We start from the raw sequence: 26,538 nt of genomic DNA, 5'->3' as shown, positions 1-26,538 counted from the left end.
CCAACAGGGGAAGTTTGATGGAAGGAAAACGTCCAGACGAATTCAATGCGGCGCACAGCTCGGCAACGGGCAAGCGCGCGCGCTGGATCATCGTGGCGGTGGCGCTCGCCGTCATTGCGCTCGCCGCGCAGGGCATCTGGTCGCGCCATGATGCGCACGCCGCGCTCGAACGCGAGGCCGAGCATATGAGCCAGACGAGCGTGGAAGTCGTGCGTCCGCAAAAGTCGACAACCGGACTCGATCTCGTGCTGCCGGGCAACGTGCAGGCGTTTCTCGACACGCCGATTTACGCACGCACCAACGGCTATCTGAAGAAGTGGTATGCCGACATTGGCGCACAGGTAAAGAATGGCCAGCTGCTCGCTGAGATCGATACGCCCGAAGTCGACGATCAATTGCGCGCGGCCCGTGCCGATCTCGCGAATGCCAACGCCAACTACGCGCTTGCGAAAAGCACCGCCGACCGCTGGACCGACATGCTCCAGAGCAAATCGGTCTCGAAGCAGGAAACGGACGAAAAAGTGGGCGACATGCTGGCGAAAAAAGCCACCTTGGACGCGGCGCGTTTCAATGTCGCGCGTCTGGAGAAAACGCAGTCGTTCCAGAAGGTCTATGCGCCGTTCGACGGCATCGTGACCGCGCGCAACGTCGATGTCGGCGCGTTGATCGACGCCGGCAGTTCCGGCGGACCCGCCAAGGAACTGTTCCACGTCGCGCAGGCCGATAGATTGCGCGTATATGTGAACGTGCCGCAGGCGTACGCGCAACAGGTTCGCGCGCGGCAAACAGCGTTTCTGACGCTGACCGAGACGCCGTCGAAACATTATCCCGGCACCGTGGCCCGCACCGCGGGCGCCGTCGATCCGCAACAGCGCACCATGCTGGTCGAGGTGGATGTCGACAATCGCAATGGCGATCTGCTGCCGGGCGCGTACGCGCAGGTGCATTTCGCGCTGGGCACGGGTGCGGCGCCGTTCACCCTGCCCGGCAACGCGCTGCTGTTTCGCCCGGATGGCGTGAAGGTCGCAACCGTCGATGCCGATCACAAGGTGAAGCTGATGCCGGTTTCGCTCGGGACGGACTTCGGCACGCGCGTGGCAATCGTTTCCGGCTTGCATGGCGACGAACAGGTGATTCTGAATCCGCAGGATTCGATCGTCGACGGCGCGCCGGTGCGGATCGTGCCAGGCAAGGCGGGAGGTGCATCGTGAAAGCGCCGGCATCCGCTCGCCGTATTGGACCGCTTGCCTCGGCGCTGGCCGTCGCCTGCGCGCTCGCGGCCTGCACCGTCGGCCCCGATTACGTCAAGCCGCCCGCCACTTCCGCCGCGACCTACAAAGAACTCGAAGGCACCGGCTGGAAACCCGCGCAACCCGCCGACACCATCGCGCGCGGTGCCTGGTGGGGCGTCTACGCTGATCCGTCGCTCGACGCACTCGAGCAGCAGGTGGCGAGCGCGAACCAGAACGTGCAGGCCGCCGAAGCGCGCTTTCGCGCCGCCCGCGCCACGGTCGCGCAATATCGCTCCGGCTTCTTCCCGGTTGTGAGCGCCAATGGCGACTATTCGCGCGCGCGTTCGTCGTCGAATGTGCTGCACAAATCGACTGCCGGCCTCACGCTGAACGATTACCTCGTGCAGGCGGACGCCTCGTGGGAACCGGACTTGTGGGGCCGCGTGTCGCGCAGCGTCGAAGGCGCGAAAGCCGAGGCGCAGGCAAGCGCCGCCGACACACAAGCCGTGCTGCTTTCGATGCAGGCCGAGCTTGCCACCGACTACTTCGAGCTGCGCGGACTCGATCAGGAGCGCCAGCTTCTCGATGACACGATCAAGGCCTACAAGGAAGCCGTCGATCTGACGCAGCATCGTTACACCGGCGGCATCGCCACCGACGCCGACGTCGCGCAGGCGCAAACGCAGTTGCAAACCACCCAGGCGCAGGCGCTCGACCTCGGCGTGCAGCGCGCGCAACTCGAACACGCGATCGCGATCCTGATCGGCCAGACGCCGTCTACTTTCTCGCTGCCGGTGGCGCCGCTTACCGCAGCGCCGGTAGTCGCGGCGACGGGCGTACCGTCGGCGTTGCTCGAAAGGCGGCCCGACATCGCGTCTGCCGAGCGGCACGTCGCCGATATGAACGCACAGATCGGCGTGGCGACGGCGGCGTTTTTTCCGAACCTCATTTTGTCGGTGACAGGTGGCCTCGAAGCAACCAACTACAGCCAATGGCTGATGGCGCCGAGCCGCTTGTGGTCGCTCGGGCCAGCCCTCGCGGGGACCTTGCTGGACTTCGGCGGCCGGGCGTCGGTGAAAGACCAGGCCCGCGCGCATTACGACGAAAGCGTCGCGCAATATCGGCAGACGGTGCTGACCGCGTTCGGTCAGGTCGAGGACAACCTCGCCGCCTTGCGCATCCTCGATCAGGAAGCCGCTGCGCAGGACGACGCGGTGAGCGCCGCGCAGCGCTCATTGGCGGTCGTCTCGAACCGCTATAAAAACGGCGCGATCACGTATCTCGATGTCGTGGTCGCGCAAACCACGGCGCTCACCAATGAACGCGACGCAGTATCGATTGCGCGCCGCCGGATGGCCGCGAGCGTCGCCTTGATCAAAGCCTTGGGCGGCGGCTGGGATGTGTCCGCGCTGCCAACCGACGAACAGATCGTGCATCCGGCCACGCCTGCAAGCGATGCCGCAGCGCACGGCTAACCGTGCATTTCAGACGTGCCGTGCCGCATGACAATGTGCGGCCGCCCGCCTGCTTACGTTTATCAGCGTATCCTTAACACCTTCGAACCTGTTGCCTACTGCGTTTCCCAAGGAGATTGTTTCGTGACCGCATCGCCGGAATCCGACCGGACTGCTACTTCGGCCGTTCCGCCTTCGTCTCACTCTCCCGCGTCCCGGGCCGGGCCCGATATCCCCTATCTCGAACGCGGCACACGCGCGTATTGGCGCGCCAGCATTGCGCTGCTATTCGCCGGTTATGCAACCTTCTCGCTGCTGTATTGCGTGCAGCCATTGCTGCCGGCGCTTTCGGCGGCATTCAACGTGACGCCGGCCGAAAGCAGTTTGTCGCTCTCGCTGTCCACCGCCGCGCTCGCGCTCGCCGTGTTTGTCGCCGGTTTCGTTTCGGAAGGCTGGAGCCGCCACAAGCTGATGACGGCTTCGCTCACCGTGTCGGCGCTTTTGACGATCGGTGTGTCCATCGCGCCGCAGTGGCAGCAACTGCTCGTGTTGCGCACGCTTGAAGGACTCGCACTTGGCGGGGTGCCCGCCGTCGCGATGGCGTACCTCGCGGAAGAAGTGCGCCCGGATGGACTCGGCCTCGCGATGGGTCTATACGTCGGCGGCACGGCGATTGGCGGGATGGCCGGGCGCGTCATCACGGGCGTCGTCGCGGATCTGTTTTCCTGGCGCGCTGCGATCGGCACAATCGGCGTGCTCGGCATTCTGTCGATGCTCGCGTTTCGCGCCTTGCTACCGCCCTCGCGTCATTTCGTGCCGCGCCGTGGACTGGGCTTCGGCCACCATCGCAGTGCGCTGCTCAAACAATTCACGCGGCCCGGACTGCCCTTGCTGTTCCTGCTCGGCTTCGTGCTGATGGGTAGTTTCGTCACGCTGTACAACTACATCGGCTTCCGTCTGCTTGCGCCGCCTTATCAGTTGAGTCAGGCGGAAATCGGCGCGATCTTCGTCGTGTATCTCATGGGCGTGGTGGCGTCGCCGTGGTCCGGACGCATGGCCGATACGTTCGGGCGAGCGCGCGTGCTGACCGGCAGCCTGCTCCTGATGGCATTCGGCCTCGGACTCACGATGTTGCATCCGTTGATGGCGATTGCAGCTGGCATCGCATGTGTGACGTTCGGCTTCTTTGCCGGCCACTCGGTGGCGAGCAGCTGGGTCGGACTGCTTGCCAAAGAGGCCAAGGGCCAGGCTGCCGCGCTGTATCTGCTCGCGTATTACGTCGGCTCGAGCGTCGTCGGCTCTTATGGCGGTCATGTCTGGGCCGGTTATGGCTGGAACGGCGTCGCCGGGCTCGTGCTGGCGCTGCTCGCCGTTGGCCTTGCCGCGACAATCCGGTTGCGCGCACGCGAGCGCCTCGTCGCATGAATACCGACCCACCGGGCATCGAATAGGCTTCGAAAGTAAGGCCAGTGTAAGCAAACGCTTCACTGTTTTACCGTGTGTTTGCTGCGGCGCGGCATCTTGGCTGCCGTTGCCTGGCCGGGTTCAGCGGCTTGCGAATACGCGCTGCAGCGCCGCAAAGCGTCGTTACGTTGATCTAACCGTCGCCTATACTCGAATCGAGCGTTGGCAATGACATGACTCCAGCACTAGAGCCGCTGTCCGCGCGGGTACTACATAAGGAGACGACTATGACGACCTACTTCACAATCGGCGATTTCATCCTGGTCATTCCGATGGCGCTGGCCGGCGCCCTGTTTGTGGGCGCGCTCCCCTGCAAGACGGAATTGCGGCACAACGCGCTGCGGGTGCTTGGCGCGCTGATTGGCGTGATGTTCGCGGTCGTGCTGGTCGAAGGATTGCCTGCGCTGGTGTAGTGAGGGCTGGCGAAGACGTAGCTGGACGCTTTTGCCGATGGTTCGGTTCACTGAACGCGTCACTGCGCGCGTGACTGCGGTCACTGCGATGGTAGCGTGTAGCCGCTCCGTGCAAACAAGCCGCGTTTGACATGCGCCGATAAAAAAGCCGCCTTGCAGGCGGCTTTTCTTTTTCCACGTCTGTTTCCAGCGCATGGAAAGGTGGTGGATCAGATCGCCTGATCCGTCGACGGCTTTTCCCACAAATTGATGCCGCCTTCGGTCGCATAGCGGTCGATCTCCGCGAGTTCGTCTTTCGAGAACGCGAGGTTTTTCAGCGCACCGACGTTTTCGCGCACCTGCTCGGCGCGGCTTGCGCCGATCAACACGGAGGTGACGCGTTGATCGCGCAGAGCCCAGGCGAGTGCCATCTGCGCGAGGCTTTGTCCGCGACGCTGCGCGATATCGTTGAGCTTGCGCACGTGTTCGATGTTTTGCGGGCTCAGGTGTTCCTGCTTTAGCGAGCCGCCGCCCGGCTTGTTGACGCGCGCGTCTTGCGGCACGCCGTTCAGGTATTTACCGGTGAGCAGCCCCTGCGCCAGCGGCGTGAAGGCGATAGAGCCTGCGCCGACTTTCTCGAGCGTATCCAGCAGTTCGTGTTCAATCCAGCGGTTGAGCATGTTGTAGGCCGGCTGATGAATCAGCAGCGGTACTTTGTACTCGGCGAGCAGCCGGGCCATTTCGAGCGTCTTGGTTGCCGAATACGACGAAATCCCGATGTACAGCGCCTTGCCTTGCTGGACCGCGCTTGCCAATGCGCCGGCGGTTTCTTCGAGCGGCGTGTCGGCATCGAAGCGATGCGAATAGAAGATATCGACGTAGTCGAGCCCCATGCGTTGCAGGCTCTGATCGAGGCTTGCGAGCACATACTTACGCGAGCCGCCGCCCTGCCCGTATGGGCCTGGCCACATGTCCCAGCCTGCCTTTGATGAGATCAGCAGTTCGTCGCGATACGGTTTGAAGTCGTCTTTGAACAGACGGCCGAAATTGGTTTCCGCACTGCCGTACGGCGGGCCGTAGTTGTTGGCGAGGTCGAAGTGGGTGATGCCGAGATCGAAGGCCGTGCGCAGGATATCGCGCTGCGTGGAGATTGGCGTGGTGTCCCCGAAGTTGTGCCAGAGGCCCAGCGACAGCGCTGGCAGTTTGAGACCCGACTTGCCGCAGACGCGGTATTGCATGTCCGAATAGCGTTCTGAAGCTGCTTCGTAAGCCATTGCTAGAGTCCTTGAAGTTGAAGTCGCCCGGCAATTGCGGGCGTGGGAGATTGCATGCTGCGGGGCGTTTGGTTTTTTGTATGTGTGAGACCAGGGCAGACCGATATGGTAGCCAATCGGCGTGATGCCTGCAGATGTCCAGTATGCGGGATGGACGGTTGTAGGTTGGTCCCCTACACTTTGGACCGATTCAGGTTAATCGGGGAGGTTTATATGGGTAAGGCGATTTCAATCGCGCTGATTGTTGGCGGTATCGTGTTGTTGTATTTCGGCGGGCAAGCGTTTAATTCGGTTAGTAGCGAGGTGTCACGGGTTTTTACTGGGTCTCCGACCAATAAGGCGATCATGCTCATTATTGGTGGCGTTGTCGCCACTGTTGCTGGGTTGACTGGGGTTGCTGTTTCTGGGCGGAGGAAGTAGCGGTTTTTGCCTTTGGCGGCGGCATTTTTGCTGTGTGCCTGCGGCGGTGGTTGTTTCATTTTTTATTGGTTTATTAGCGTTCCCCCTGTGCGGGGGGGCACCTACTTTTCTTTGCCGGCCGCAAAGAAAAGTAGGCAAAAGAAAGCGGCTCACACCGCCAACATTTAAGCAGGTCCCCTGGCTTGGAGGGGCTGGTGGTGCGATTAACGGATCACACCTCGGTCCATAAGCGCCAGTGACACAGCCGTCATTCGCTCCCACTCCGCACTGCGTGCGTCGCGGATGGGTCTGCCAGGGAAACCGGGGGCTTCGTTTGTACACGGTGGGGGCCGTCGGCTTCGCCTCGGCGAGGCGCCGAAATACACCGACTGTTTTGTGAAGTACCGCCCCGGCGCGCGCAGCGCCGCCGGAGGAATGACGGCCTGGTCACTCACGAGAGCAGGTGCGCAGGCTCAATCTCTACGGAGCCACGATCCCCTCCAAGCCAGGGGACCCGCTTAAAAATTTGCGGTTGGAGCCGCTTTCTTTTGCCTACTTTTCTTTGCGGCGGCAAAGAAAAGTAGGTGCCCCCCCGCACAGGGGGAACGCTAATAAACCAGAAACAAAACAAGGAAAGGCCAACGCCGCAGACACAGGAAAATGCCGCCGCCAAAGGCAAAAACCTAAAAAGCAATTTCAGGTTTGGAAGCCGACCGAGACCCCGGCAGGGGCACATTACTTACCCCGTGATAGGTAAACACCAAAGAAAACTTAACCTGATCGCTAAGATTCTTCCCCGCCGAATGCAACGTATTGCAATGAAAAAACACCACATCGCCGGCGCGCAGTTCAGGCGACACAGCCGTGCGAATCAGCGCCTGATTCTCCTCGAGGTCCGAGCGAAAAAACTTGGCCTCATCAAAACGCTCGGAAGTAAAAGCCGCACTATGTGACTTCGGCACCAACCACAACGCGCCGTTATCAACCGTCTCATCTCCCACAGCAAGCCACACCGAAACCAGGTCGTCACGCTCGAACGACCAATACCGCACGTCGCGGTGCCAGCCCGTCAAACTGCCATAAGCAGGATGCTTGGTCATCATGCAGTTGTGATGCGCCCGCGATAAGCGTGGCTCCTCACCGAAATACAACTCCATCCAGCCACGAATCTCCGGCGCGGTCGCCCATTGCGCAAAAGCCGGATCACGCCCATACGCGTCAAGCAGCCGCCGCACCGTATGTCCTCCCGGCGCGTACCTGGACTCCGGTGCCCCCGGATAACGCAAATCCGCTTCAAACTCGATCGGCGCCGCCGCCTCCTGCAACTGCCGCTGCGCAATCTGCGTCAATTCCACACATCGCTCAGGCGACACCAACCCCGGTACAACAACAAAGCCCTGCTCCCGCAACGCTTGAATCTGCTCTTTCTTCGAATGGAGTGACATGGTGTTCCGTTACTTTCGACTAGCCGATGTTCGATTGTAAAACGGGCGCGATCGGACTGTGCGCTGTTTCGCCCTGCGAAAAGCCGCAGTCCAACGCACTACTTTCAGGCGCGACAGTGAATCGCACAGCACGCAGACAGGGCAAACGCGCACGAAAATCGACCACAAAGGGTACGATCCAACCTCGCGCGCAGCCGTCTTCACCCCGTAAAAACCCCTATTCGCAGGGTAAAAACGGACTTTCTGACGTCATGAATCACGTGTAGCCTGCACGCATGTTGATCGCCACGCACGCACTCTCGCGGCACGCACAGGCCGCTATGGCCAAATCCGCCGCCCTCTGCGCCCTTTTCAGTCAAATTCCGGGCTTTCGCGCCGTCCGTCGCGACACCGCCATTGGCATATTTGGTGCTCCGTCTAAAGGACATCCCGTCGCGCGACACGTTGCCTACTTGTGAAGCCATGCATACTCTTCTGAGCACCCGTCTTACCCATGCTGCATTGAAAGCCGCGCGTCCCGCGCGCCGCCATGTCGTGCGCGCTCTGCGCCACCACGCCACCCGCACGCGCGCATTAGGCGAGCAATGGCGCGACGCGAAAGCGGTCGACGGCATCCGCACCTGGTTCCAGACCTTCTTTTCCGCGCTGCGCCTGCACGGTAGCGCACGCCGCTTTTCGCTGCGCACGCTGCTGCGCAAACCGACGCCGCTTCGTCTGAGCGCGCCGCGCAGCGCACCGGTCGCCGCGCCGCAGAATACCAGCCGCCGCCCGCGCCGTATGTCGACGAACGGAAGTACCGGCTGGTTTGCGTTTGCATTCGCGAGCCGTTAAACGCCCGCGTTTCAACCAGCCGCGTCGAATCACCGCTGCAGGTGAGCGCGCGCCGTTCTACGTTGCGGCAAGACATTAAAAAACCCCGCCCGGCTCGCGCCGACGGGGTTTTTTGCTAAGACCGGACGAGCCGGTCAGCCGTGCTTACGCAACCGCGGCGACGGGTTCCGTGCCGGCGGCTTCGGCGAGTGCCAAAGCTTTATCTGTGGCTTCCCACGTAAATTCCGGCTCTTCGCGGCCGAAGTGGCCGTAAGCCGCGCTCTTTTCATAGATCGGGCGCAACAGGTCGAGCATTTGAATGATGCCCTTCGGACGCAGGTCGAAATGCTCCTGCACGAGCTTCGTGATCGTCGCATCCGACACGCGACCCGTGCCGAACGTGTTGACCATGACCGAAGTCGGCTGCGCCACGCCGATTGCGTACGACACCTGAATCAGGCAGCGCGACGCCAGACCGGCAGCCACGATGTTCTTCGCCACGTAACGGCCAGCGTAAGCCGCCGAACGGTCGACCTTGGACGGGTCCTTGCCCGAGAACGCGCCGCCGCCGTGCGGTGCGGCACCGCCGTACGTATCGACGATGATCTTGCGGCCAGTCAAACCACAATCGCCTTGCGGACCACCGATCACGAACCGGCCAGTCGGGTTCACGAGGAACTTGATGTCGCCCTTGATGAGCTCGGCCGGCAGCGTCGGCTTGATCACTTCTTCGATCACGGCCTCGCGCAGCGTGGTCAGATCGATGTCCGGCGAGTGCTGCGTGGACAGCACGACGGTGTCGATCGCATGCGGCTTGCCATCGACATAACGCACGGTGACTTGCGACTTCGCGTCCGGACGCAGCCACGGCAGACGGCCGTCACGGCGCAGATTCGCCTGACGCTCCACCAGACGGTGCGACAGGTGAATCGGCAGCGGCATCAGTTCCGGGGTTTCTTCACATGCATAACCGAACATCAGGCCCTGATCGCCAGCGCCCTGATCGAGGTTGTTGTCGTGCGCGCGGTCCACGCCTTGAGCGATGTCAGGCGATTGCTTGTCATATGCGACGAGCACCGCGCAACCGCGGTAGTCAATGCCGTAATCGGTGTTGTCGTAGCCAATGCGCTTGATCGTGTTGCGCGCGATCTGGATGTAATCGACGTTCGCCGTGGTGGTGATTTCACCGGCCAGCACGACCAGACCCGTGTTGCACAGCGTTTCGGCGGCGACGCGCGAATACTTGTCTTGAGCCAGGATGGCGTCGAGGATGGCGTCCGAAATCTGATCCGCGACTTTGTCGGGATGGCCTTCGGAAACGGATTCGGAGGTGAAGAGATAGTCGTTTGCCACGTTGCAGACTCCTGTTGTGTGGTTACGGTTGAGTTTCACGTAGCCAGCTTCGGGAGCCTTGAAGCGGCGACGCTTTAGCGGATTACCTTACCTACGGATACCAAACCACGTGTAGTCATGTGGTTCGCACCCGCCGGCTTCGCCCCGCAAGTTGTCTATTAACTCGGCGAAGACCGTATTATAGCGACTTCCTTTGATTGTCACAGAGTGCCCTCTAGTGCGGTATTACGTCCATTTTTCCGCTTTTCCGATTTCAGCAATGTGCAGCGCCCCGCATATGGGGGCGATATGCTGAGTCGCTTCGCCACCAGGCTCGCCATCGCGCTGCTGAAACTGTTCGCGCTGCTGCCGTACGGCCTGATCGCCCGCCTCGGCGACGGCCTCGGCTGGTTGCTGTACCAGGTCCCGAGCCGACGCAAGCGCATTGTCCATATCAATCTGAAGCTATGCTTTCCCGAGTGGAGCGAAGCGCGCCGCGAAGAGGTCGCCCAGAAGCACTTCCGCCACGCTATCCGCAGCTACCTGGAGCGCAGTGTCCAGTGGTTCGGATCGGCAAAGAAGCTCGAAAAACTGATTCAGCTCGACAGCGCGGTCGATCTCACCGACCCCAACATGCCGCCCACGCTGCTGCTCGGCTTTCACTTCGTCGGTATCGAAGCGGGTTCGATCTTCCTGAACTACTCGCTCCAGCGTCAATGCGGCTCGCTGTATCAGCCGATGTCGAACCCGGAACTTGAAGCAGTCGCGAAGGCCGCGCGCGGGCGCTTCGGCGCCGACATGGCGAGCCGCGCCGACAGCGCGCGCATCGTGCTGCGCTGGCTGCGGGAAGGCAAGCCGGTGATGCTCGGCGCCGACATGGACTACGGCGCACGCAATTCCACTTTCGTGCCGTTCTTCGGCGTCCCCACCTGCACGCTGACCGCGGTCGGTCGTCTTGCGAAGGTCGGGCATGCACAGATCCTGCCGTTCATTGGCGAAGTGCTGCCAAACTACAAGGGCTATCGGCTGAAGGTGTTCAAGCCGTGGGAAAACTACCCCACTGGCGACGACGACGCCGACGCGCGCCGCATGAACGCCTTCCTCGAAGAACAGATCCCGCTCATGCCCGAGCAGTATTACTGGGTGCACAAGCGCTTCAAGACCCGGCCGCCTGGCGACCCGAGCTTCTATTGACCGTTTACGAAAAAAAGCACCCGAACGCGGAAATGACGCCGCGCCCGGCGCACCCGCTGGCGCGTCACTTACAATAGCGTGATGAAACTGAAATTCACCAAAATGCACGGCGCGGGCAACGACTTCGTCGTGCTCGACGGCTACACCCAACCGGTCAACCTGACGCCGGCGCAGGTGCGCGCGCTCGCCGACCGGCATTTCGGCGTCGGCGCCGACCAGTTGCTGCTGGTCGAAAAGCCGACGGTTGACGGTGTCGATTTCAGATACCGGATCTTCAATTGCGACGGCGGCGAAGTCGAGCACTGCGGCAACGGCGCGCGCTGCTTCGTCAAGTTCGTGCGCGACAGCGGTCTGACCGACCAGCGCAGCGTGCGCGTGCAAGTGCAGAACGGCACCATTACGCTGACCATGCAGGACAACGGCGAGGTGCTGGTGGACATGGGCACGCCGGTGTTCGAACCGCCGCGCGTGCCGTTCGCCACCAAGGGCCTCGAAGGCCGCAGTGAAGGCGCGGACACGCTCTGGCCGCTCGACGTGAACGGCGCCACGCGCTGGATTTCCGTGGTGTCGATGGGCAATCCACATGCCGTCCAGGTCGTCGACGACGTCGAAGCATTCCCGGTACTCACCGATGGCCCGCTGATCGAGCGGCATGCACGCTTCCCGCAGCGAGTGAACGCGGGCTTCATGCAGATCGTCGGCCGTAGCGAGATCAAACTGCGCGTTTACGAACGCGGCGCCGGCGAAACCCTGGCGTGCGGTACGGGTGCTTGCGCCGCGGTCGCCGCCGGCATTCGCCGCGGCTTGCTGGATGCACCGGTGCTCGTGCACACGCACGGCGGCACGCTGACCATTACGTGGGACAGTACGCAGGAAGGCACGCCGTTGCTGATGGCCGGTCCCGCGGCAACCGTCTTCCAGGGTGAAATCGAACTGGCCGAGTAACCGGCCCAACCCCATTGACCGATGCGCCGCCCCAAGACGTCGCCCGGTAGTCCTTTAGCCGAAACCATGAACGATCGCGAAGTCGCCGACTATCTGCTTGCCAACCCCGAATTCTTCGCCGAACACGCGGAAATGCTCGCGACCATCCGGCTTGCGAACCCGCACGGTAAAGCCGCGGCGTCGCTGCAGGAGCGGCAGATGGAAATGCTGCGCGACAAGAACAAGCTTCTCGAACGGCGCCTTGCCGAACTGCTGCGTTACGGCCACGAGAACGACAGCATCGCCTCGAAATTCAATCGCTGGACCATTCGCGTGATGGCCGAGCGCGACCCGTACGCGCTGCCGCGCACGATCGCCACCGGTCTGCGCGATATTTTCGACGTGCCGCAAGCCGCGCTGCGCGTGTGGGATGTCGCCGAGCCTTATGCGCAAGCCGAATTCGCGCGCCATGTCGGCGAGGAAGTGCGGATCTTCGCGAACAGTCTCACCACGCCGTATTGCGGCGCGAACACCGGCTTCGAGGCCGCGCAGTGGCTGGTGCCGGCGCTATCGGCCGTCAGCGACGACGCGGCGGCGGGACTCGCGGGAGAGTCCGCGCACGCCACCGAATCAATTGCGCTGCTCGCCCTGCGCGACCCCGAGGGCAAGGAAGAAGCCCCCACCTTCGGTCTGCTGGTGATGGGCTCGGCCGACGCGCGGCGCTTTCACGACGGCATGGCCACCGATTTCCTGACGCAGATCGGCGCCCTCGCAAGCGCGGCGCTCAGCCGCCTGCTGCCGCGCTGATCCCGCGCTGCTCCGCCGCCAAGCCATCGTGACCGAAGCCGACCCGATCGCCGCCTACCTGTCGAATCTCGAACACGAGCGGCGGCTGTCGGCGCACACGCTGCGCGGCTACACCCACGAACTCGAAGAACTGAGGCTGCTGGCCAAAGGCCGGCCGCTGCAAAGCCTGACGGCCGTCGACATTCGCGGCGCGGTCTCCCGCGCGCACGCAGGCGGCCTGACGGCGCGCTCGATCAGCCACCGGCTCTCGGCATGGCGCGCGTTTTACCGTTGGCTGGCTGGCCGCGTCGACCTGCCCGCGAATCCGGTCGCCACCGTGCGCGCGCCGAAGCAGCCCAAAACACTGCCGAAAGCGCTGTCCGTCGACGACGCCACGCGCCTGATGGACAGCCCGCCCGCTGCGTCGCTGGAAGGTCTTCGCGATCACGCGATGCTCGAACTGTTCTACTCGTCGGGCCTGCGTCTCGCTGAACTGGTGGGCCTCGACGCCCGTTTCGCCGACGCCGATGGCTACCGCTCGGCAGGCTGGCTCAAGCTCGACGCCGCCGAAGTCGAAGTGCTTGGCAAGGGCAACCGGCGCCGCATCGTGCCGGTCGGCAGCAAAGCACTCGGCGCCCTGCGTGCGTGGCTCGAAGTACGCGACCAGATGGTGAAGCACGATCCGCATCCGCTGTTTCTGTCGGCGCGCGGCAATCGCCTGTCGCCGAATGTCGTACGCGACCGCGTGAAGCGCGCGGCGCTGGTCGCCGGCATTCCCGCCAACGTGCACCCGCACGTGTTGCGGCATTCGTTTGCCACCCACGTGCTGCAATCGAGCGGCGATCTGCGGGCCGTGCAGGAACTGCTCGGCCACGTCAGCATCACCGCAACCCAGGTCTACACCGCGCTCGATTTCCAGCACCTTGCGCACGTCTACGATCAGGCGCATCCGCGCGCCAAAAAACGCGACTGACTCCGCGCATTGCGGTTTGCAGTCTCCGCCTTTCGCTTCACCCGCCGTATGCGCCGTTGCCATGCGGCACCTTGCTCTGCTGACACCCTGATGAATATCGTTACGCTCAAACCGTCGAAAGAAAAGTCGCTGCTGCGCCGCCATCCGTGGGTCTATGCCAACGCGATCGATCGCGTGGATGGCCATCCCGCTGCCGGCGCCACCGTGCTGGTGCGCGCGCACGACGGCCGGTTCCTCGCCCGCGCGGCCTACAGCCCGCATTCGCAGATCCGCGCCCGCGTATGGAGCTTCGACGAAGCCGAGCCGATCGATCACGCGTTCTTCAAGCGCCGCGTGCAGCGCGCGCTGGCGCATCGTCAGACGATGGTCCACGACACCGGCGCGGTGCGGCTGATTTTCGGGGAAGCGGACGGTCTGCCCGGCCTGATCGTCGACCACTACGTCGCCGAAGACGAAGGCCAGCGCAGCCAGCTGGTGTGCCAGTTCATGGCGGCCGGCGTGGAAGCGTGGAAGGAACCAATCGTCGCGGCACTGACCGCCGCGACCGGTTGCCCGAACGTCTACGAACGCTCGGACGTGTCGATCCGCCAGAAAGAAGGGCTTGAACAGATCGTCGGCGTGCTGGCGGGCGAAGCGCCATCGGAAAAACTGATCTCGAGCGAAAACGGCGTGCGCTATCACGTGGACGTGCGCAACGGTCACAAGACCGGCTTTTACGTCGACCAGCGCGACAACCGCCTGCTGGTGCAGCAGCTCGCGCAGGATCGCGACGTGTTGAACTGCTTCTGCTACACCGGCGGCTTTTCGCTCGCGGCGCTCAAAGGCGGCGCCAAACGCGTGGTGTCGATCGATTCGTCGGGTGAGGCGTTGGCGCTCGCCCAGCAGAACGTCGCGGCCAACGGTTTCGATGCCGAACGCGCCACCTGGCTCGACGCCGACGCGTTCAAGACTCTGCGTCGTCTTTACGACGAGGGCGAGCGCTTTGACCTGATCGTGCTCGATCCGCCGAAATTCGCGCCGTCGCGTGAACACGTGGACCGCGCGTCGCGCGCCTACAAGGATATCAATCTGACCGGCCTGAAGCTGCTGCGCCCGGGCGGCCTGTTGTTCACCTACTCGTGCTCCGGCGCCATCGATTCCGAACTGTTCCAGAAGATTGTCTCCAGCGCGGCTGCGGATGCGCGCGTGGATGCACGAATTCTCAAGCGTCTCGGCGCCGGCGTGGATCACCCCTTGCTCACCGCATTCCCGGAAGGCGAGTATCTCAAGGGCCTGTTGTTGCAAATCGCCTGATCGCCCCAATTTCAGGGTGATATCTGGGCGTGGCGAAACGGACTGGACCTCCGGTTTGGACCCACCGCCAGCACTGGCTCGACAGATATGTTTCAATATCCGGCTTGATCGGGCTGCGCGCCGCCAGGCTGGCGCGCCCGGTGAAACGGCTTCGCAAACGCATTCGCTGCGGCATTAGACTACGCATAGACCCACGTACTTACAGGCGACCCACATGATTCCAGTTACCATCCTGACCGGCTTTCTCGGCAGCGGTAAAACTACCCTGCTCAAGCGCATCCTGAACGAAAAGCACGGCATGAAGATCGCCGTGATCGAGAACGAGTTCGGCGAAGAGAACATCGACAACGAAATCCTCGTGCAGGACACAAGCGAGCAGATCATCCAGATGAGCAACGGCTGCATCTGCTGCACGATTCGCGGCGACCTGTCGCGCGTGCTGGGTGATCTGGCGGCGAAGAAGCAATCCGGCGAAGTGGATTTCGACCGCGTTGTGATAGAAACCACCGGCCTCGCGAACCCCGGCCCGGTCGCGCAGACGTTCTTCATGGACAACCAGATCGCCGACGAATTCCTGCTCGACGCGATCATCACGCTGGTCGACGCGAAGCACGCGAACCATCAACTGGACGAGCACGAAGTGGTGCAGCGCCAGGTCGGCTTTGCCGATCGTCTGTTCATCACGAAGGCCGATCTGGTCGATGAAAAGCATATGGACGATCTGCGCCACCGCCTGCTGCATATGAATCCGCGGGCGGCGATCAAGGTCGTCAATTTCGGCGAAGCGGACATCAAGGAAATCTTCGATCTGCGCGGCTTCAATCTGAATTCGAAGCTCGAAATCGATCCGGACTTCCTCGCTGAAGACGAACACGCGCACAGCCACGCGCATGCTCACGACGAGCATGGCCACACCCACGCCGATCACGATCACGAAAACTGCGATCACGACCACGGCAAGTGCGATCACGAAGGCCATGATCACGCCCATCACCACCACGCGCACCACGACGACAAGATCAAATCGTTCGTCTACCGCAACGACCGTCCGTTCGATGCGAACAAGCTCGAAGACTTCCTCGGCGGCATTCTGCAGATCTACGGCGAGCGTCTGCTGCGCTACAAGGGCGTGCTGTATATGAAGGGCGTCGACCGCAAGGTAGTGTTCCAGGGCGTGCATCAGATGATGGGCAGCGATCTGGCCGCGAAATGGCAACCGATCGAGAAGAAGACCAACAAGATGGTGTTCATCGGCATCGAACTGCCGCAGGATCTGATCACCGACGGCCTGGACGCCTGCCTGGTCTAAAGCACCTTGGCGGGGCACGCTTGCCACGTCATTCGTCTGCTGAATTGCGTCCGGGAGCGGCGAAAGGCCGCTGAAATGTCGCGCGTATGAAAAACACGTGAAAACCCTGCTGTATTAATGCGTGCACGACCATCGCTTTTTGATCGTGCGCGCGTTATATTTTCGGGATATCAGTGTGCCGCAGGGGATTTTCACCAGTTGCGGTGCTGGATTGTGATTCAGTTACAATACGTGCCCACTGGAGAATGACAACGAATTGCCCGGTCAGCGCGTATCACGCGCCGGGCCTGAAACGGCGCCGGAAAATCTCATCCGGGCAATACGCCGAGAATGCCTGGCACCGCCTGAAAAGGCGCGCTGCCGGCAAGCAATGCCTCAGGAGCATTTGAGAACCGGTTTCCAGAGGAGTTCGGCCCCGCATTGGCGTAGCGACGCCGGGCGCGTGGGCGCCAGGCGCTGCGGCGTCACGACAGCCCATCGTCCGTGCTCGCCTTGGCGCTCAGCGTCTTCGAGGCGTCTTTGCGGGCAACACGAAAGTGCGGGCACTATGTAAGAGTTTTGCCTCACATTGAAGAAGCAAGCCAGATGACGACGAAACGACTCTTGACTGAAGCCGAAATCCTGAAGATGAGCGACAAGGATTACATGAATGAGGATCAGCTCGCTTTCTTCAAGAACAAGCTCGAACAGCTGCAGGCGGACATTCTCCGCAATGCCGGCCAGACGACCGAGAACCTGCGCGAAACAGTAATCGTGCCGGACCCGGCCGACCGCGCAACGATCGAGGAAGAGCATGCGCTCGAACTGCGCACGCGCGACCGCGAACGCAAGCTGCTGAAGAAAGTGCAGCAATCGATCGCGCGCATCGATTCTGGCGATTACGGCTGGTGCGAAGAAACCGGCGAGCCGATCGGCATTCCGCGTCTGCTCGCACGACCCACGGCCACCCTGTCGCTTGAAGCGCAGGAACGCCGCGAACTGCGCCAGAAGCTGTTCGGCGACTGAACGCCATCGGCGCGGCTTCGGCTCCGCGCCCACATACGCTGCTTCGTCGAGAGGCGCACGGTGATCCGTGCGCCTTTTTTCTTTTGCAAGCCGCTACGCCGCGTGCACGACGGCACACTTGCCGCGGGCCGGTGGAAGGCCGCGGGAAGCCCGCTAGTGGCCTGTCGGTGGCCTGTAGCGGCCGTTCTGCCCGGCGTCCGCAGGCCGCGCCCCGCCTGCCAGTCCGGCTCTCAATTCCCTGTTTTTTGTCTTATGCCATTTGCCGGCTCTTGATATGACCGCGCACGCCCTAAAATAAATCGGACATGCGTCGCACGAGCGCGCGCCGGCCGGTCTGGATTTCAACGTCGCGCGCCGTCCGCTTTCAGGATTCATGCGGTGGTGCGCTGCGCCGCCGTGTCCTACCCGTTTTGCAAAGAGGAACGCATATGGAGCAATTTCACGGCACGACGATCGTCTCCGTGCGCCGCGGCGACAAGGTCGCGCTCGGCGGCGACGGCCAGGTGACGCTGGGCAATATCGTCATGAAAGGCGGGGCGAAAAAAGTCCGGCGCATCTATAACGGCAAGGTGCTGGTCGGCTTCGCCGGCGGCACGGCCGACGCCTTCTCGCTGCTCGACCGCTTCGAAGCGAAGCTGGAAAAACATCAAGGCAATCTGACGCGCGCGGCGGTCGAGCTCGCCAAAGACTGGCGCACCGACCGCATGCTGCGCCGCCTTGAAGCCATGCTGATCGCGGCCGACGCCACCACCACGCTCGTCATCACCGGTAACGGCGACGTGCTCGACCCGGAAGGCGGCATCTGCGCGATCGGTTCCGGCGGTGCGTACGCGCAGGCCGCCGCGAAAGCGCTCGCGGACAACACTGAGTTGTCACCGCGCGAAATCGTGGAGAAGTCACTGGAGATTGCCGGCGACATGTGCATCTACACGAACCACAACCGCGTTATCGAGACGATCGAGTAAGGACCCACGATGAGCACCATGACCCCTGCCGAGATCGTCTCGGAACTCGACAAACACATCATCGGCCAAGGCCGGGCGAAGAAAGCGGTGGCTGTCGCGCTGCGTAATCGCTGGCGCCGTCAGCAGGTCGAAGAGCCGCTGCGCCAGGAAATCACGCCGAAGAACATTCTGATGATCGGACCGACGGGCGTCGGTAAAACCGAAATCGCGCGGCGTCTGGCGAAACTGGCCGACGCGCCGTTCATCAAGATCGAAGCCACCAAGTTCACCGAAGTCGGCTACGTGGGCCGCGACGTCGACAGCATCGTGCGCGATCTGATGGAAATCTCGATCAAGCAAACGCGCGAAACAGAAATGCGCAAGGTGCGGACCAAGGCCGAAGATCAGGCCGAAGACCGCATCCTTGACATCCTGTTGCCGAGCGCGCGTCCGGTCGGTTTCGGTGCGAGTTCAAGCGCCGCGGACACGGCTGACGAAGGTAGCAGCACCACGCGCCAGACCTTCCGCAAGCGCCTGCGCGAAGGTTTGCTGGACGACAAGGAAATCGAGCTCGACGTCGAACAGCCGCAAGTGGGCATGGACATCATGGGGCCGCCGGGCATGGAAGACATGACCGAGCAGATCCGTTCGATGTTCGCGAACATCGGCGGTGGCAAGAAAACGCGCCGTAAGCTGAAGGTGAAAGAAGCGCTAAAGGTCCTCACCGACGAAGAAGCCGGCAAGATGCTCAACGACGAAGAGGTGAAAGCCAGGGCGGTCCAGAACGTCGAGCAGAACGGCATTGTGTTCCTCGACGAAATCGACAAGATCGCATCGCGCAACGAAGCCGGCGGCGGTGAGGTGTCGCGCCAGGGCGTGCAGCGCGATCTGTTGCCGCTCGTCGAAGGCACCACGATCAACACCAAGTACGGCATGGTGAAGACCGATCACATCCTGTTCATTGCGAGCGGGGCGTTCCATCTCGCCAAGCCGAGCGATCTGATTCCGGAACTGCAAGGGCGCTTCCCGATTCGCGTTGAACTGGATTCGCTCTCGGTGAAGGACTTCGAATCGATCCTCGTGTCGACCGATGCGAGCCTCGTCAAGCAATACCAGGCGCTGCTGGCCACGGAAGACGTCCACCTCGAATTCGCCGACGACGGCATTCGGCGTATGGCCGAAATCGCGTACTCGGTGAACGAAAAGACCGAAAACATCGGTGCGCGCCGCCTTTACACGGTGATCGAAAAGCTGCTCGAAGATGTCTCGTTCGCAGCGGGCAATCACTCGGGTACGACGGTGAAGATCGACGCGGCGTATGTGGATCGCGCGCTGAACGAAGTGGCGGACAACGAGGATCTGTCGCGCTACGTGTTGTGATGGTGCTTTAGCCGCGCGCGTTGCAGAAAAGGCTGCCTCTCACGAGGCAGCCTTTTTTGCATTCGAAACACTGGCGAACTAGATAGCCAACGACGCGCCTATTGCTTGACCGGCCGCTTCCCCAGCTTGCGCTGCAACGTTCGGCGATGCATGTTCAACGCCCGCGCGGTAGCTGAAATATTGCCTTTGCGCTCGACGAGCAAGCGCTGAATATGCTCCCACTCGAGACGCGGGAGTGACAACGGCATGGGATGTTCGATCGCCTCTTCGGCTTGCAAGGCACTCGCCTCGCTTTGCAGCGCCGACAAAATCGTTTCGACGTTGGCAGGCTTGGCCAGGTAATTATCGGCGCCGTCTTTGACTGCCTGTACCGTCGTGGCGATGCTGGCGTAGCCCGTCAGCACCAGCATGCGTGCGTCCGGTTGCAATTCGCGCAAGGGTGCGACGAGCGTGAGGCCCGAGTCGTTGCCGAGATGCAGGTCTACCGTGATGTGGCTGAACTTCTGCCGGTTCGCGAGCCTGATCGCCTCGGCCGCGTTATGCGCCTCGGCCACCGTGTAACCGCGCCGCGTCAGACCGCGTGCGAGGGTGACGGAGAACACCTCATCGTCGTCGATCACCAGAAAATTCATATCGCTCATGCCTGTTTCTCCGTGTTGGATGGCGCGGCGCCCTGACGGCCCGCGCCGGATGATTTGCGCGCGGCAAGCGGCAGTCTCAGCACTGCACGCGTGCCACGCGGCTTGACTTCGCTGACATCGGTCAACTCGATCGCTCCCTTCAGACGCGCCGCCGCCGAAAACGCCAGATACAGGCCCACGCCGTGGCCGCCCTGCGTGCTGTTGACCGGTATCGTGCCGAGCGACCCGCGCAACGCCGCCGGAATGCCGGGTCCCGCGTCGCACACTTCAAATTCGATCTGCTCGCCGCGAGCGGTGAGCGTGCAGGAAAGCGTCACGTGATCGCGGCTCGCACGCGCGGCGTTGTCGAGCAGAATCGTGAGAATCTGACTGACGGCCACTGTGTCGTCAAGGCTGACATCGGCGGGCGGCACACCGATCCGCTCAAACTTCACATGCGGATGACGCAAGCGCCATTGCTCGCCGAACGACTCGAGCCATTCGCCGACCCGTTGCCGGTTAGTGGTTGTCGTCGCGCGACTGCGCAGTCGTGCAAGCGCCGATGTACATAGCGTCATTTGCTGATCGAGCAGCTCGAGGTCGGCGGTATAGGGCTCCAGACCCTGATCTGTACGCGCGGCGTCGCGCAACTCTTCGGACAGCATCGCAATGGTAGACAGCGGCGTGCCGATTTCGTGCGCGACCGTTGCCGCCTGAACGCCGAGCGCCACGGCGCGTTCATCGTGGAGCAAGCGCTGCTGGGCGTCGCCGAGCGCTGCGTCACGTAGCCGCAGGGCGCGCGACATGCGCGCGACGAACCATGCAATGAGACCAACGCTCACCATGAAGTTGACCCACATGCCGGCGCGATAGTAGTCGAACAGGTTCGCGGGATTGTCGAGATTGAGTGGCACCGAATCGAAACCGAGCACCGCATAGCAGGCCACAGCAAACGCCGCGAGCCACGCCATCAGATGCCAGGGCAGCACGGCCGCCGCAATGGCGAGCGACGGCAGATAGAGTGAAACGAAGGGATTGGTGGTGCCACCGGAGAGAAACAACAGCGCGGACAACGCGCCCAGATCGACCCAGATCTGACCGAACAGTTCGAGATTGGATTCGGGGCGCTGCTGTGAAACGCGCCACCACGTGAGGCCGTTGAAGACCGCTTCGAGCGCGATCACCAGCAACATCGCGGGCAATGGCAGGTGCACGCCAACGAAGATTTGCACGACCGCGATCGTCGTCAGCTGGCCAATGATCGCGAGACTACGCAGCCAGAACAGATGACCGAGGTTGACCCGGCCGGTGTTGGTTGTACGATGCATGACTTCAGTTTACCCGTTCGGAGTTGTCCGACACATCCCGCGGCCCTTTGCCGGTAACATGGAATTCTTGCGACAGTACCGCGCGTTCTGATCTCGCCTCGCGTTCCCGCGCCGCCCAGACTCACTTATGCCGTCTACCTCTTTCGATTCCGAAGCCGCTTCGTCAGCTTTCCTGAGCTTTCTGCGACATGCTGCCGCAGCCCAACTAAATGGGGCGGTAGACGCGCAAGCGAACTGGCTCAAAGCCGCCGCGCAGCTTCATCCGGTCGACGAGCCGGCGCTCGAATCGCTCTTCCACGCACTGCTTCAGCAACATTGTCACGACGACGCCATTGCGCTCGCCGCCATTATTGCCCAACTCCAGGCCGATCGCGCATCGGCGCACTTCCGCCTTGGCTACGCGCTGCAAATGGCGAAGCGGCACAGCGAAGCCATTGCGCCATATCGCCGCGCACTCGCACTCGATCCACACCTGCCGCAACTGCGGAACAATCTCGCGGGCGCGTTGACGCTCACGGGCGGCGACCTGGGCGAGCAGGTCACGTTACTGGAAAGCGCGGCACACGACGAGCCTGACAACGGTGACATATGGACCAATCTGGCGCAGACAAGCCGCGTCAATTTGAATCTGCCGCGCGCACTCGAAGCTGGCGCGCGAGCCGTGGCATGCTCACCGGATAGCCCGCTGGCGCACAACAACTATGCGCTGGCACTGCGTGAAGCGCAACGCTGGGACGAAGCGGAGGCTGCTGCAAAAACGGCCTGCGCACTGGCGCCCAACGACCCGACCATGCGCTCCAATCTCGCCATGCTACAGCTCATGCGCGGCGACTATGCGCATGGCTGGCCGGCCCACGAAGCGCGCTGGGACGGTTCGCTTGAACTCGGCGGCAACCGTCCAGCAATGCCAGCGCCGACCTGGCGAGGCGAATCGCTCGCGGGCAAGACGCTGCTGGTTTGGGGCGAGCAGGGCATGGGCGATCTGTTGCAGTTCAGCCGCTATATTCCATTGCTGGCCGAGCGGGTTCATCGCGAGGGCGGCCGCATCATCTGGAATTCGTTTCCGCAAATGGGCGCGCTGCTGGTGCGCAGCCTTGGCAATCATGTGGACAGCTACTCGGCAGGCGGCGGCGTCGAATCCCTGCCGTCGTTCGACTACGAGATTCCGCTACTCAGCGTGCCACTCGGATTCGACACCCGCGAAGACACGATCCCCGCCGCTACGCCATATTTACACGCGGACACCGCAGCCTGCGCGTCATGGCGAACCCGGCTCGCCGCAGAAACCCGGCTCAAAGTAGGACTGGCCTGGACCGGCAGTCCCGGCCATCAGCGCAATCCATTCCGGCGCATCGGTTGGGAGCGCTACGCGGCTCATTTCAGCGGCCTGCACAATGTGGCGTTCTACTCGTTGCAACCGGGCGCGGATGCGGACGTTGCCGCCGCGCGCGCAGGCGGTCTGCCGATGATCGACTACACCGCCGGCTTCGGCAGCTTTGACGACACCGCCGCGTTTGTCAGCGCGCTCGATCTTGTCATCACGGTTTGCACGTCCGTGGCGCATCTGAGTGGTGCGCTCGGCCAGCGCACATGGGTACTGCTCGACGTCAATCCTCACTGGGTCTGGCTACTCGACCGGAGCGACAGCCCGTGGTATCCGGGTACGACGCTATACCGGCAGCAGCAATTCGGCCAATGGGAGCCGGCGCTCGCAGCCGTTTCACGCGATCTGGGCGCGCTCGCCGCCCGGCACGGCGCCGCCTAGCCCGCAACGCCAACGCGCCGCCAGCAAACTGCCGGCTTCAGGGCGCACCGGCGCCCGGCCCTGCCTGCGCGGCTTGGGCAATTTCCGCGGCCAGACATTCGGGGCACAGACAGCGGCCGCGCGGATCCAGTCTGTCGGCAGGCATCGGCGGCATCTCGCGGCACCAGCAGTCGAACGGCACGCCATGCATCGCGCAATCGAACGCGGCGCCACAGCGTGGGCAGCGCGCGCTGCTTCCGGCACGGGAGGTGGAGGTTTTCATGACGGGCCGGATGATCTCGCTAGGCGTCGGTCTGGAAATGATGCCACGACTGGCAAGCCCCGGTGATTCGTCCGTTCGGCCAATTGCCGGGCGCTTGCGAATACCGGTACGCTTCATGTCCGGCCGTCGCTTTCGCACCGTCATTGCGCAGTGCGCAAAGGGCGCGCCGCCCGCTGTCCGCGCCGAAGTCGAAAACCCTGTTGCAGCGCGCCAGTCCTGTACAATTCGCCCTGATTCAACTGTTCCGTGCCTGAGCCCGCCGCCATGTCCGAGCTTCCCGACCTTTCGCAGATTGCGCCCACCCTGAAGGCTGAAATCCTGGCCGAGGCGCTGCCTTACATTCGCCAGTATCACGGTAAGACCGTAGTCATCAAATACGGCGGCAACGCCATGACCGAGGAGCGCCTGAAGCAGGGCTTCGCGCGCGACGTGATTTTGCTGAAGCTGGTCGGTATCAATCCGGTCATCGTGCACGGCGGCGGTCCGCAAATCGACCAGGCGCTGAAGAAAATCGGCAAGCAGGGCACGTTCATCCAGGGCATGCGCGTCACTGACGAAGAGACGATGGAAGTCGTCGAATGGGTGCTCGGCGGCGAAGTGCAGCAGGATATCGTCACGCTGATCAACCATTTCGGCGGCCACGCGGTCGGTCTGACCGGCAAAGACGGCGGCCTGATCCACGCGCGCAAGATGCTGATGCCGGATCGCGACAATCCGGGCCAGTATGTCGATATCGGCCAGGTGGGCGAAGTCGAGGCGATCAATCCGGCCGTCGTGAAAGCGCTGCAGGACGACGCGTTCATTCCGGTCATCTCGCCGATCGGCTTCGGTGAAGACGGCCTGTCGTACAACATCAACGCGGATCTGGTCGCGGGCAAACTGGCAGTGGTACTGAATGCCGAAAAGCTCGTCATGATGACCAACATCCCCGGCGTGATGGATAAAGAAGGCAATCTGCTGACCGATCTGTCGGCGCGCGAGATCGACGGCCTGTTCGCCGACGGCACGATCTCCGGCGGCATGCTGCCGAAAATCTCGTCCGCGCTGGACGCGGCCAAGAGCGGCGTGCGCTCGGTACACATCATCGACGGCCGGATCGAACATTCCGTGCTGCTGGAGATTCTCACCGAACAGCCGTTCGGCACGATGATCCGCTCGCATTGATCCCCGCCTCACACACGGCGCACGGGGCTCGCCAACAAGGCGGCCCCTGTGTGTCTTGCTGTTCCGCTGCCGCCGCGTCAGGCGACCCACAACGCACCGTCTTATCGCGCATACGCGCTCTCCCCTTTTTTAACGCCGCCCGCATCCCGAACCGTTCGCGTTCGCGTTCGCTGCATGATGCGGGCGCACACCGCTAGCCGGCTCTCCTTATCATGCGCACTTCCACTTCCCGGCGCCGTCGCCCGCACATTGCAGGCGGCAGTCCGGTCTGGCTGTTCGATCTCGACAACACGCTGCACCACGCTTCGCACGCCATCTTTCCGGCGATCAATCAGGCGATGACGCAGTACATCATCGACGCGCTTCAAGTCGAACGTGACGAAGCCAACCGGTTGCGCTCCGGGTACACGCAGCGCTATGGCGCGGCGCTGCTCGGGCTCGCACGGCACCATCCACTCGATCCCAACGACTTCCTGAGAGTCGTGCATACCTTTCCCGATCTCGGTTCGATGATTCGCCACGAACGCGGCGTCGCGCGCCTTGTCGCGGCGCTGCCAGGCCGCAAGATCGTGCTGACCAACGCGCCGGAAGCGTATGCGCGTGCAGTGCTGGCGGAGTTGCGCATCGAGCGGCTGTTCGAACAGGTGATCGCGATCGAGCATATGCGCGACCGTCGCCGCTGGCGCGCCAAACCCGACCACGCGATGTTGCGCAAAGCGATGCGTGACGCCCACGTTTCGCTCAAGGACGCGATCCTCGTCGAAGATACGCGCTCGCATCTGAAGAACTACCGGCGGCTGGGCATCCGTACCGTGTGGATCACCGGCCATCTGCCGCGCAAGCCGCACGCGGACGGCATACCCACGCGTTTGCCGGGCACCGGCCGACCGCACTATGTCGACAGATGCATTCGTTCGTTAAAATCGTTGCGACTGGGCACCCGCTCGGTTCGATTGAAGGGACAGCAGACGGGACGACAGCCATGCAGCGGATCGACAAGCCTGACGAAGCCTTAGCCGAACATGAACCTGCCGCGCAGCCCGCAGCGCGTGCGCCGCGTCTGAAACCGGGCGAGCGCCGCGTGCACATCCTGCAGACGCTGGCAGCGATGCTGGAAGCGCCCAAGAGCGAAAAGATCACCACGGCGGCGCTCGCCGCCCGTCTCGGCGTCTCGGAAGCCGCGCTGTACCGTCATTTCGCCAGCAAGGCGCAAATGTTCGAAGGGCTTATCGAGTTCATCGAGCAGACCATCTTCGGCCTGATCAACCAGATCACCGGCAAGGAAAGCAATGGCGTGCTGCAGGCCCGCGCGATCGCGCTGATGCTGCTCAACTTCCCTGCAAAGAATCCCGGCATGACGCGTGTATTGACGTGCGAAGCGTTGGTTGGCGAGCATGAACGGCTGACCGAACGCGTCAACCAGATGCTGGAGCGGGTCGAGGCGTCGCTCAAGCAATGTTTGCGGCTCGCGCAAATGGAGAACGCGAACGCAGAAGGCGCGACAAGCACGCACGCCGCCGCGCCACTGCCCGCCGACTACGATCCCGCCATTCGCGCGAGCCTGCTGTTGAGCTACATCATCGGCCGTTGGCACCGGTATGTACGCGGCGGCTTCACACGATCACCCGCCGAATACGCCGATGCACAACTGCTGCTGATTCTTCAGTAGTCCGCGTGGCATAGGCTCGCAGCACGCGAGCGCTTCGACGCTGTCGCGTGAGATTTTCCGCTATACTTTGCGCCTGATTGCAGCGCCTGGAGACACCCGGCGCCGCAATCCGCAACACCT

At 62.5% G+C, this 26,538-nt stretch carries 25 protein-coding genes; 19 read left to right on the top strand and 6 right to left on the bottom strand.

Annotated features, from left to right (window positions below; genetic code table 11):
• Positions 1-17: 17 nt before the first annotated feature.
• The 4 genes from PQR27_RS00460 to PQR27_RS00445 all read left to right on the top strand — a co-directional run bounded on the left by PQR27_RS00460 (position 18) and on the right by PQR27_RS00445 (position 4,563).
• Entirely contained in the window at positions 18-1,211 is a 1,194-nt protein-coding gene (locus PQR27_RS00460) for an efflux RND transporter periplasmic adaptor subunit (protein ID WP_408521776.1), read from the top strand.
• A complete protein-coding gene (locus tag PQR27_RS00455) occupies positions 1,208-2,707 on the top strand; it encodes an efflux transporter outer membrane subunit (RefSeq protein ID WP_408521775.1) in 1,500 nt (499 codons plus the stop codon). The genes PQR27_RS00460 and PQR27_RS00455 overlap by 4 nt, the downstream gene beginning before the upstream one ends.
• Positions 2,708-2,830: 123 nt before the next feature.
• A complete protein-coding gene (locus PQR27_RS00450; RefSeq protein WP_408521774.1) occupies positions 2,831-4,111 on the top strand; it encodes an MFS transporter in 1,281 nt (426 codons plus the stop codon).
• Positions 4,112-4,377: 266 nt separating this feature from the next.
• The gene (locus PQR27_RS00445) at positions 4,378-4,563 is read left to right on the top strand and encodes a hypothetical protein (RefSeq protein WP_063494498.1); all 186 of its coding nucleotides are present in this window, start codon (positions 4,378-4,380) and stop codon (positions 4,561-4,563) included.
• A 209-nt stretch (positions 4,564-4,772) separates the two neighbouring features.
• Here PQR27_RS00445 and mgrA read toward each other — a convergent pair whose 3' ends face one another.
• Positions 4,773-5,816 (bottom strand): L-glyceraldehyde 3-phosphate reductase, encoded by a 1,044-nt coding sequence (gene mgrA, locus PQR27_RS00440; RefSeq protein ID WP_408521773.1) that lies wholly within the window; start codon positions 5,814-5,816, stop codon positions 4,773-4,775.
• Between the two features lie 213 nt (positions 5,817-6,029).
• Between mgrA and PQR27_RS00435 the strand changes: the two genes are divergently transcribed.
• Positions 6,030-6,236 (top strand): DUF3185 family protein, encoded by a 207-nt coding sequence (locus PQR27_RS00435; RefSeq protein WP_408521772.1) that lies wholly within the window; start codon positions 6,030-6,032, stop codon positions 6,234-6,236.
• 662 nt (positions 6,237-6,898) lie between these two features.
• On the opposite strand, the gene PQR27_RS00430 is transcribed toward PQR27_RS00435, so the two are convergent.
• Positions 6,899-7,660, bottom strand: a complete 762-nt coding sequence (locus PQR27_RS00430; RefSeq protein ID WP_408521771.1) for a phytanoyl-CoA dioxygenase family protein — start codon at positions 7,658-7,660, stop codon at positions 6,899-6,901.
• Positions 7,661-8,122: 462 nt separating this feature from the next.
• On the opposite strand from PQR27_RS00430, the gene PQR27_RS00425 reads away from it, so the two are divergent.
• Positions 8,123-8,491: a hypothetical protein gene (locus PQR27_RS00425; RefSeq protein WP_408521770.1), complete on the top strand. Its 369-nt coding sequence runs from the start codon at positions 8,123-8,125 to the stop codon at positions 8,489-8,491.
• Between the two features lie 144 nt (positions 8,492-8,635).
• On the opposite strand, the gene metK is transcribed toward PQR27_RS00425, so the two are convergent.
• Positions 8,636-9,823 (bottom strand): methionine adenosyltransferase, encoded by a 1,188-nt coding sequence (gene metK, locus PQR27_RS00420; RefSeq protein WP_408521769.1) that lies wholly within the window; start codon positions 9,821-9,823, stop codon positions 8,636-8,638.
• 288 nt (positions 9,824-10,111) lie between these two features.
• Between metK and PQR27_RS00415 the strand changes: the two genes are divergently transcribed.
• From PQR27_RS00415 to hslU, 9 genes are all read left to right on the top strand, one after another.
• Positions 10,112-10,996: a lipid A biosynthesis lauroyl acyltransferase gene (locus tag PQR27_RS00415; protein WP_408521768.1), complete on the top strand. Its 885-nt coding sequence runs from the start codon at positions 10,112-10,114 to the stop codon at positions 10,994-10,996.
• 81 nt (positions 10,997-11,077) lie between these two features.
• On the top strand, positions 11,078-11,941 hold the full coding sequence (gene dapF / locus PQR27_RS00410; RefSeq protein ID WP_408521767.1) for a diaminopimelate epimerase: 864 nt from the start codon (positions 11,078-11,080) through the stop codon (positions 11,939-11,941).
• 66 nt (positions 11,942-12,007) lie between these two features.
• Complete coding sequence (locus PQR27_RS00405; RefSeq protein WP_408521766.1) at positions 12,008-12,727, top strand: DUF484 family protein; 720 nt, start codon at positions 12,008-12,010, stop codon at positions 12,725-12,727.
• A gap of 28 nt (positions 12,728-12,755) precedes the next feature.
• A complete protein-coding gene (xerC, locus tag PQR27_RS00400) occupies positions 12,756-13,679 on the top strand; it encodes a tyrosine recombinase XerC (protein WP_408521765.1) in 924 nt (307 codons plus the stop codon).
• A 90-nt stretch (positions 13,680-13,769) separates the two neighbouring features.
• Entirely contained in the window at positions 13,770-14,972 is a 1,203-nt protein-coding gene (locus PQR27_RS00395; RefSeq protein WP_408521764.1) for a class I SAM-dependent rRNA methyltransferase, read from the top strand.
• A 214-nt stretch (positions 14,973-15,186) separates the two neighbouring features.
• Positions 15,187-16,281 carry a CobW family GTP-binding protein gene (locus PQR27_RS00390; protein WP_408521763.1) on the top strand — a complete coding sequence of 365 codons (1,095 nt, stop codon included), beginning with the start codon at positions 15,187-15,189 and terminating at the stop codon, positions 16,279-16,281.
• 585 nt (positions 16,282-16,866) lie between these two features.
• Complete coding sequence (gene dksA, locus PQR27_RS00385; protein WP_012431412.1) at positions 16,867-17,286, top strand: RNA polymerase-binding protein DksA; 420 nt, start codon at positions 16,867-16,869, stop codon at positions 17,284-17,286.
• A gap of 428 nt (positions 17,287-17,714) precedes the next feature.
• A complete protein-coding gene (gene hslV, locus PQR27_RS00380) occupies positions 17,715-18,251 on the top strand; it encodes an ATP-dependent protease subunit HslV (RefSeq protein WP_006050517.1) in 537 nt (178 codons plus the stop codon).
• Between the two features lie 9 nt (positions 18,252-18,260).
• Positions 18,261-19,610, top strand: coding sequence for an ATP-dependent protease ATPase subunit HslU (gene hslU, locus PQR27_RS00375; protein WP_408521762.1), 1,350 nt, complete (start codon positions 18,261-18,263; stop codon positions 19,608-19,610).
• A gap of 98 nt (positions 19,611-19,708) precedes the next feature.
• Here hslU and PQR27_RS00370 read toward each other — a convergent pair whose 3' ends face one another.
• A complete protein-coding gene (locus PQR27_RS00370; protein ID WP_408521761.1) occupies positions 19,709-20,251 on the bottom strand; it encodes a response regulator transcription factor in 543 nt (180 codons plus the stop codon).
• Positions 20,248-21,558 (bottom strand): ATP-binding protein, encoded by a 1,311-nt coding sequence (locus PQR27_RS00365; RefSeq protein WP_408521760.1) that lies wholly within the window; start codon positions 21,556-21,558, stop codon positions 20,248-20,250. Before PQR27_RS00365 ends, PQR27_RS00370 begins: the two co-directional genes overlap by 4 nt.
• Before the next feature lie 127 nt (positions 21,559-21,685).
• Here PQR27_RS00365 and PQR27_RS00360 point away from each other — a divergent pair, with 127 nt between their 5' ends.
• Positions 21,686-23,323 (top strand): tetratricopeptide repeat protein, encoded by a 1,638-nt coding sequence (locus tag PQR27_RS00360; RefSeq protein WP_408521759.1) that lies wholly within the window; start codon positions 21,686-21,688, stop codon positions 23,321-23,323.
• A 37-nt stretch (positions 23,324-23,360) separates the two neighbouring features.
• Here PQR27_RS00360 and PQR27_RS00355 read toward each other — a convergent pair whose 3' ends face one another.
• On the bottom strand, positions 23,361-23,585 hold the full coding sequence (locus PQR27_RS00355) for a cysteine-rich CWC family protein (protein WP_408521758.1): 225 nt from the start codon (positions 23,583-23,585) through the stop codon (positions 23,361-23,363).
• Positions 23,586-23,849: 264 nt separating this feature from the next.
• Between PQR27_RS00355 and argB the strand changes: the two genes are divergently transcribed.
• The 3 genes from argB (at position 23,850) to slmA (ending at position 26,418) form a co-directional block, all read left to right on the top strand.
• Entirely contained in the window at positions 23,850-24,749 is a 900-nt protein-coding gene (gene argB / locus PQR27_RS00350; protein ID WP_007179687.1) for an acetylglutamate kinase, read from the top strand.
• A 212-nt stretch (positions 24,750-24,961) separates the two neighbouring features.
• Positions 24,962-25,765, top strand: coding sequence for a pyrimidine 5'-nucleotidase (locus PQR27_RS00345; protein WP_408521757.1), 804 nt, complete (start codon positions 24,962-24,964; stop codon positions 25,763-25,765).
• Entirely contained in the window at positions 25,732-26,418 is a 687-nt protein-coding gene (gene slmA / locus PQR27_RS00340) for a nucleoid occlusion factor SlmA (RefSeq protein ID WP_408521756.1), read from the top strand. The genes PQR27_RS00345 and slmA overlap by 34 nt, the downstream gene beginning before the upstream one ends.
• The last annotated feature ends 120 nt before the right edge of the window (positions 26,419-26,538 follow it).

The sequence above is a fragment of the Paraburkholderia fungorum genome (assembly GCF_046027215.1).
In the GTDB taxonomy this organism is placed as follows: Bacteria; Pseudomonadota; Gammaproteobacteria; order Burkholderiales; family Burkholderiaceae; genus Paraburkholderia; species Paraburkholderia fungorum_D.
Note: the sequence above shows the minus strand (reverse complement) of the source record. Positions and strands in the feature narration are given on the sequence as shown.